Source organism: Sphingomonas sp. CCH5-D11 (assembly GCF_001557395.1).
In the GTDB taxonomy this organism is placed as follows: Bacteria; Pseudomonadota; Alphaproteobacteria; order Sphingomonadales; family Sphingomonadaceae; genus Sphingomonas.
On the sequence record NZ_LSKH01000251.1, the window covers coordinates 1 to 6863 of the forward strand.

A 6863-nucleotide genomic window follows, 5' to 3' on the forward strand; every position below is an offset into this window, starting at 1 on the left:
GAGCGCCGGCCTGTCACGCCGGAGGTCGCGGGTTCGAGCCCCGTCACTCGCGCCATCCAGCAGGATGGCATTGACCCTGCCGCGAGAAGGCAGGGTGCCGCATCGGCAACCCTCCCCAGGTTTTGGCCCGCCGCCAATATCCCTCCTCCAGCTGCGCAGCGCAGACGCTACGCGCGCGTGAGTGGAAGGGCGACGAAGCGCAGCGACACGGGGATGAGACCCTCAGCGGCCGCGATCATGGGCTTACCTGTCCACGAAATGCCGTTAGTGTCGCCTTCCGTTCGGGGTTTGGAGCAAGCGTAGATGACCGAAGCAGTTTCGCGGCGTGGTTTTGGCGCCGCGATGGGGCCGTACTTTCGGCCGCGGCCGCTCGCCGCTTTTCTGCTCGGCATCTCCAGCGGATTTCCGCTGACACTTTTGCTTGGCACCATGACCTTCTGGCTGGCGAAGGTCGGCATCGACAAGAAGACGATCGGCTTCGCCATCGGGCTGACCACGCCTTACACGCTGAAGTTCCTGTGGGCGCCGCTGATCGACCGCACGCGTCTTCCGTTCCTGACGGAGCTTTTCGGCCAGCGCCGCGCGTGGCTCTTCCTCGTGCAGGCGATGCTGTTCGTCTCGGTCTGGATGTTGGGGGCGAGCCAGCCTGAGCTGCACCTGGGCGTTTTTGCATTCTGGGCAATCGTGACGGCGTTTCTGTCGGCGACGCAGGACATCGTCATCGATGCCTACCGTATCGAGATCCTGCCCGATGCCGAGCTGGCGCATGGCACCGCCATGAACCAGTTCGGGTATCGCACGGGCAACTTCATCGCCGGTGTCGGCACTATCGCGATTGCCTCGGCCGAAGGGCTGGGGCTCGGATGGGCATTTGGCTATGGCCTCACTTCATTCTGCCTTGTGCCCGCTGCGATCGCTGCCTTGTGGATCGGCCCGGGCCTGCACGAACAGGCGGTGAAGCGGGGTGGCCGCGGCTGGTTCACCGATACGGTGGTCAGTCCATTCCGTGAGTTCTTCCAGCGGCGCGGTGCCGTGCTGATCCTGCTCTTCGTCCTCGTCTACAAGCTTGGCGATGCGATGGGGCAGGGGATGCTCAACCCCATGATCGTGGAGCTTGGTTTTTCCGACACCGAATTCCTGGCGATCAACAAGGTGGTTGGCCTCTGGGGACTGTTGATCGGGACGGCGCTGGGCGCCCCGTTCCTGGCGTGGCTCGGCATGGGACGGGCATTGTTCGTCTCCGGCGTGCTGATGATGCTGTCCAACGCCACCTTCGCCATTCTTGCGGCGAACGGCCACTCGCCCACGTGGCTGTTCATCGCCGTGGCGACGGAACAGGTGACCAGCGGCATCGGGTTGACGGTTTTCGCCACCTATCTCTCCGGTCTGGCCAACCTTGCCTATACGGCGACCCAGTTCGCTCTCTTGTCGTCGTTCGCCGTGGTGGGCCGGACCTGGCTCTCCACGCCCTCCGGCTATGTCGCAGAGGCCTTCGGCTGGGTTGGCTTCTGGATCGTCACCATGATCGTGGCGGTGCCAGGCCTGATCCTGTTGTGGATCCTGTGGAAGCGCGGCTTCGTCGTGGAGCAGGCACGCCAGCCAACGGCCGAAGAGGATCCCGCGCGGGCAGAGGGCGCTCCCGCCTAGCGGGGGCGAGCGTCACGCGGTGATTGGTCGGCCTTCGTCGGCAAAGGCCATGGCGACGGCCGCTGCACTGGCCAGAACACCGTCCACTGCCCTGATGCCAAGCAGGTCGGTCATCAGCAGCTGTGCCGTATCGGTATGGACCTCAACGCGGGACAGGATCGTCAACACGGCGGCCTCGGCATGGGTCATCCGCGAATAGCAGCATGGCGCGATGGAGATCGGTCCGGCCGCTGCAGTGGCGAGGTCCACCATCAACCCGCGCATCAGCATCAGTGGCCTGCGAAAGCTTTCGCCGAATGCCGTAAAGAAGGCGTGCGCCGCACGCGCATCGTTCAGTCCGTGGGCGCCCATCCGACGCATCGCGAACAGGGCCGTGCGGGCGTTGGAGCAGACAGGAAGTGCATGTGGCAGAAGCGCCAGAGTGGCGGGTGCGGACATGGTCATGGAAGAGACTCCTCTTCCGGCAAGTCTCTCTCAATCCGCTATTGCAAGTCAATCGCACATTGCGATCAGCTCGGTATCTCGTCGTTTCGTGAGAGCACCTCACCGGTGAGATAGAGGGAGCCGGCGATCAGAATGCGTTCGGCATCGGTGCCGGAGAGCATGGCAAAAGCCTGCTCCACATCGGCGGCCGCAGTGGTGGAAAGGGCACCCTCCCTTGCTGCGATCGCGGCCAGATCCGCTGGATCGTGGTGCGCATGGCCGGGAACCGGAATGGCAATGACCTGAACCGCTGCCGCCATCTTTGTGAGGTGGCGCACCACCGAATTTGCATCCTTGTTGGCCAGCATGCCGATGACAACGACCGTGCGCGCATCGCTGGGCCAGGCGGCAGCGATCGCCGCCGCTGCCGATTCGTTGTGGGCACCGTCCAGCCAGACGCCGCCGCTCGGCTGATCGCCCAGCATCCGTGTCAGCGGCCCGTCCCGCAACCGCTGCATGCGCGCCGGCCAGAATGCGCGCTGGATTCCCGCCGCCACGTGCTCCGGCTCGATGCTGAAGGTGCGCTGGTGCCGCAGCATGGCGACCGCAAGGGCGGCATTGTCGCCTTGGTGGAGACCCGGAAGGGAGGGCAGGGGCAGATCAAGTGTGCCGCCCTCATCCGAATACCAGATACCCGCCGGCTTGGCTTCGGACCTCCAGCTGTCACCCGCCCGGTGCAGGATCGCGCGCTTCGCTCCCGCAACCGCGCTGACGGCCTCGTTCGCGATCGCCGGATAGTTCAGCGTCACGATCGGAACGCCGGATTTGGCGATCCCGGCCTTCTCGAAAGCTATTCGCGCCATCGGCTCGGCGGGGGTGCCGGCTTCGTCGGCCAAAAGGAACGCTTCATGATCGATCCCGAGGCCCGCGATGCCGCAGATCAGGGGATGAACAACATTGGTCGCGTCCAGCCTCCCACCCAGGCCGACCTCGATAACGCAGGCATCCGCCGGACTTCGGGAGAAGGCGAGAAAGGCGGCCGCAGTCGTTACTTCGAAAAAGCTCGCGCCGATATCGCCGCCGGCGTCGAGCACTTCCCGTAGCAGAACCGCAAGGTCCGCATCCTCGATCAGCTCGCCCGCGATGCGGATCCGTTCGTTGAAACGCACCAGATGGGGGCTGGAATAGACGTGAACGCGTTTCCCGCCCGACTCCAGCATCGCGCGGAGAAATGCGCAGGTTGAGCCCTTGCCGTTCGTTCCGGCCACGTGAAACACCGGCGGGAGGCGCAGGTGTGGATCGCCCAGCCGCGCGAGCAGCGCCGTGATCCGCGAAAGGCCCAGGACGTCCGCGCCCGGGGAGAGGGACCAGAGCCGGGCAAGCTGCGCCTGCACCGCGGGATCGGACGAAACGGCATGGTCGGGCATTGTCGCTCCGGCTCTCCACGCGCTGGCCGGCGACAGGCCGAAAACACCCGCCGCCGCTCCGAACTTCTACCAAGGCCTTCCGGTGCTGCGCCGATGGCCGCCGCGCTCAGGCCGCCTTACGGTCTGCGCACAGATAGCCGATCACCGTGGCCAGACGATCGCGCAGCTCCTTGCGGTGCACCACCATGTCCACCAGCCCATGTTCCAGATAATATTCGCTGGTCTGGAAATCGTCGGGCAGCTTTTCGCGGATCGTGTTCTCGATCACGCGGCGGCCGGTGAAGGCGAGCGTTGCGCGCGGTTCGGCGATATGGACGTCGCCCAGCATGGCGTAAGCCGCCATCACCCCGCCTGATGTCGGATCGGTCAGCACCACGATATAGGGCAGGCCCGCATCGTGCAGCATCTGGATGGCAACGGTGCTGCGCGGCATCTGCATCAGGCTCAGAATGCCTTCCTGCATGCGCGCACCACCGCTGGCCGTGAACACGACATAGGGCGCGCGATCGGCGATCGCGGTTTCCACACCCTGGATGAACGCTTCCCCGACCGCTTGGCCCATGGATCCGCCCATGAAGGCGAAGTCCTGCACGCCGATCACCACGCGATGGCCCTTGATGGTGCCGCGCGCGTTGATGAAGGCGTCCTGCTCCCCGGTTTCCGCGCGCGCCGCCTTCAACCGGTCGGAATAGCGCTTGGAATCGCGGAACTTCAGCGGATCTTCCGGCGCGTTTGGTGCCGCCAGGACCTTTGCGCTACCCTCATCGAGCAGTTGCTCGAAACGGGCTGCCGGGCCGATCCGCCCATGGTGATCGCAAGACGGGCAAACCGACAGGTTTTCCTCCCACTCCTTGGTGAACACCATCGTCCCGCACCCCTTGCACTTGTGCCAGAGGTTGTCGGGAGTTTCCTTCGTCGCGGGAACAACGAACGACAAAGCGTTGCGAACGCTGGACAACCAGCTCATGCCATTTCCTTCCGCGCGGCGCGAACAGCCGCCGCCAAGCTTTCAACATAGGTGCGCACGTGGCGCGGCGCATCCGCCGCGTGGCGGGCGACAAGCTCAACGATCGCCGATCCGACGACCACCCCATCGGAGACGCGAGCGATCGCCTGCGCCTGTTCGGGCGTACGGATGCCGAAGCCCACTGCGATCGGCAGATCGGTCGCTGCCTTCAGCCGCGCGACAGCTGCCTCGATCGAGCCCTGCACCGCCTGCTGCAGGCCGGTGATCCCGGCGACAGAGACGTAATAGACGAAGCCCGACGCACCGTTCAGCACATCGGGCAGGCGCGCTACATCCGTCGTCGGCGTGGCGAGGCGGATGGGATCGATCCCGGCCTTGCGCAGCTCCGGTCCAAGCGCGTCGTCTTCTTCTGGCGGGACGTCCACGCAGATGATCCCGTCCACACCAGCATCGCAGGCCGCGGTGGCAAACCATGCGGCGCCACGACGCAGCATGGGATTGGCATAACCCATCAGCACCAGTGGAACGTTCGGGTGCCGTGCGCGAAAACCGTGTGCATACCGAAGGATATCGGCTGTTGTTGTGCCTGCTTCCAAACTGCGGATGTTGGCGGCCTGGATCGCGGGGCCGTCCGCCATCGGGTCCGTGAAGGGCATGCCGAGTTCGATCACGTCGGCGCCGCCTTCGACCAGCGCGTCGAGCATCGCGGGCGTGTCACCATCACCGGCTGTCACGAAACAGACGAGGGCAGGATGATCCTTCTGGAATGCAGCGGATAGACGGGTCATTGCGGCCCTCCACCGATCGGGAGAGCCGGGCTGATTGCCGGCGAGCGATGTTTGTCAGCGATCATATCGCCACTCCCAGCGCATGCGCGACCGTGAAGATGTCCTTGTCGCCGCGGCCGCACAAATTGGCGAGGATCACCTGATCCCGCCGCATTTCCCGCGAGATGCGAGCGACAGCTGCGATTGCGTGCGACGGCTCCAGCGCCGGAATGATGCCCTCGGTGCGGCAAAGAAGCTGAAAGGCATCCAGCGCCTCGTCATCGGTGACCGCCGTATATTCTACACGGCCGATGTCCTTGAGCCAGGCATGTTCCGGACCGATGCCGGGGTAATCGAGCCCGGCGGAGATGGAATGGGCCTCGGCAATCTGCCCGTCCTCGTCCTGCAACAAATAGGTCTTGTTGCCGTGGAGAACGCCCGGGAAACCGCCGGCAAGGCTGGCCGCGTGCTTCTTCTGCAATCCCTCGCCCGCCGCCTCGACGCCCAGCATCCGCACCTCGGGATCGTCGAGGAACGGGTGGAACAGGCCGATCGCGTTCGATCCTCCGCCGATCGCAGCAACCAGCAGGTCGGGCAGGTGTCCGGTACGGCCGAGCATCTGTTCGCGCGCCTCGCGGCCGATCACGCTCTGGAAATCGCGCACGAGCTCCGGATACGGGTGGGGGCCGGCGGCGGTGCCGATGATGTAGAAGGTGTCGTGTACATTGGCGACCCAATCGCGCAGCGCCTCGTTCATCGCATCCTTCAGCGTGTTGGCACCTGAAGTCACCGCGCGAACTTCGGCGCCCAACAGCTTCATACGAAACACATTTGGCTGCTGACGCTCGACATCCTTCGCGCCCATGTAGATCACGCACGGAAGGCCGAAGCGGGCACAGACGGTGGCCGTCGCCACACCGTGCTGACCGGCGCCGGTTTCCGCGATGATCCGCGTCTTGCCCATGCGGATCGCCAGCAGGATCTGCCCGATGCAATTGTTGATCTTGTGCGCACCGGTGTGGTTCAGCTCATCCCGCTTGAACCAGATCTCCGCGCCCATTCCCTCAGGGGCGTTTTCGCGCAGCGCATCCGTCAGCCGCTCGGCGTAATAAAGCGGGGAGGGCCGGCCGACATAATGTTCCAGCAGATCGTCGAACTGCGCCTGGAACGCCGGATCGCTTTTCGCCGCGCGATATTCGCGTTCCAGATCAAGGATCAGCGGCATCAGCGTTTCGGCGACATAGCGGCCGCCATAATCGCCGAAGTGGCCGCGCTCGTCGGGCTTGGCCCGGAAGGAATTCGGAGCGTTCATGATGCGGCGACCGCTTGCAGGAAGGCGGCGATCTTGTCCACGCTCTTGACGCCGGGCGCGCTTTCCAGACCGGACGACGCATCGACCAGCGGCGCGCCGGTGCGGCGGATCGCCTCTGAAACATTGGCCGCGTCCAGGCCGCCGGAAAGCGCCCAGGGCAGCGGATGGCGAAATCCGTCGAGCAGCGACCAATCGAACCGCACGCCCATGCCGCCGGGAAGGGCCGCGCCTGCGGGTGTCTTCGCATCATAGAGGATGCGGTCGGCCGCGCCGGCATAATCCCTGGCGCCGTCCAGATCGGCTCGTGTCTTCACCGCCAC

At 64.9% G+C, this 6863-nt stretch carries 7 protein-coding genes; 1 reads left to right on the forward strand and 6 read right to left on the reverse strand.

The features are described from left to right. Positions 1-303: 303 nt before the first annotated feature. Positions 304-1647: an AmpG family muropeptide MFS transporter gene (locus tag AX702_RS15805; RefSeq protein WP_066781170.1), complete on the forward strand. Its 1344-nt coding sequence runs from the start codon at positions 304-306 to the stop codon at positions 1645-1647. 12 nt (positions 1648-1659) lie between these two features. Here AX702_RS15805 and AX702_RS15810 read toward each other — a convergent pair whose 3' ends face one another. The 6 genes from AX702_RS15810 to AX702_RS15835 all read right to left on the reverse strand — a co-directional run. Beyond that, on the reverse strand, positions 1660-2091 hold the full coding sequence (locus AX702_RS15810; RefSeq protein WP_066781173.1) for a DUF6628 family protein: 432 nt from the start codon (positions 2089-2091) through the stop codon (positions 1660-1662). 65 nt (positions 2092-2156) lie between these two features. Then, positions 2157-3497 carry a bifunctional folylpolyglutamate synthase/dihydrofolate synthase gene (locus AX702_RS15815; RefSeq protein WP_066781175.1) on the reverse strand — a complete coding sequence of 447 codons (1341 nt, stop codon included), beginning with the start codon at positions 3495-3497 and terminating at the stop codon, positions 2157-2159. 106 nt (positions 3498-3603) lie between these two features. Then, complete coding sequence (gene accD / locus AX702_RS15820) at positions 3604-4464, reverse strand: acetyl-CoA carboxylase, carboxyltransferase subunit beta (protein WP_066781177.1); 861 nt, start codon at positions 4462-4464, stop codon at positions 3604-3606. Continuing rightward, positions 4461-5252 carry a tryptophan synthase subunit alpha gene (trpA, locus tag AX702_RS15825; protein ID WP_066781179.1) on the reverse strand — a complete coding sequence of 264 codons (792 nt, stop codon included), beginning with the start codon at positions 5250-5252 and terminating at the stop codon, positions 4461-4463. Before trpA ends, accD begins: the two co-directional genes overlap by 4 nt. A gap of 61 nt (positions 5253-5313) precedes the next feature. After that, positions 5314-6543, reverse strand: coding sequence for a tryptophan synthase subunit beta (trpB, locus tag AX702_RS15830; RefSeq protein WP_066781181.1), 1230 nt, complete (start codon positions 6541-6543; stop codon positions 5314-5316). Further along, on the reverse strand, positions 6540-6863 hold a 324-nt coding region (locus AX702_RS15835), incomplete at its 5' end, for a phosphoribosylanthranilate isomerase (RefSeq protein WP_443026305.1). The genes AX702_RS15835 and trpB, both read right to left, overlap by 4 nt.

Bases quoted from the DNA above. Each gene is read 5' to 3' on its own strand.
- AX702_RS15805 (WP_066781170.1), top strand. From the start codon at position 304: ATGACCGAAGCAGTTTCGCGGCGTGGTTTTGGCGCCGCGATGGGGCCG.
- AX702_RS15815 (WP_066781175.1), bottom strand. From the start codon at position 3,497: ATGCCCGACCATGCCGTTTCGTCCGATCCCGCGGTGCAGGCGCAGCTT.
- trpB (WP_066781181.1), bottom strand. From the start codon at position 6,543: ATGAACGCTCCGAATTCCTTCCGGGCCAAGCCCGACGAGCGCGGCCAC.
- trpA (WP_066781179.1), bottom strand. From the start codon at position 5,252: ATGACCCGTCTATCCGCTGCATTCCAGAAGGATCATCCTGCCCTCGTC.
- AX702_RS15810 (WP_066781173.1), bottom strand. From the start codon at position 2,091: ATGACCATGTCCGCACCCGCCACTCTGGCGCTTCTGCCACATGCACTT.
- accD (WP_066781177.1), bottom strand. From the start codon at position 4,464: ATGAGCTGGTTGTCCAGCGTTCGCAACGCTTTGTCGTTCGTTGTTCCC.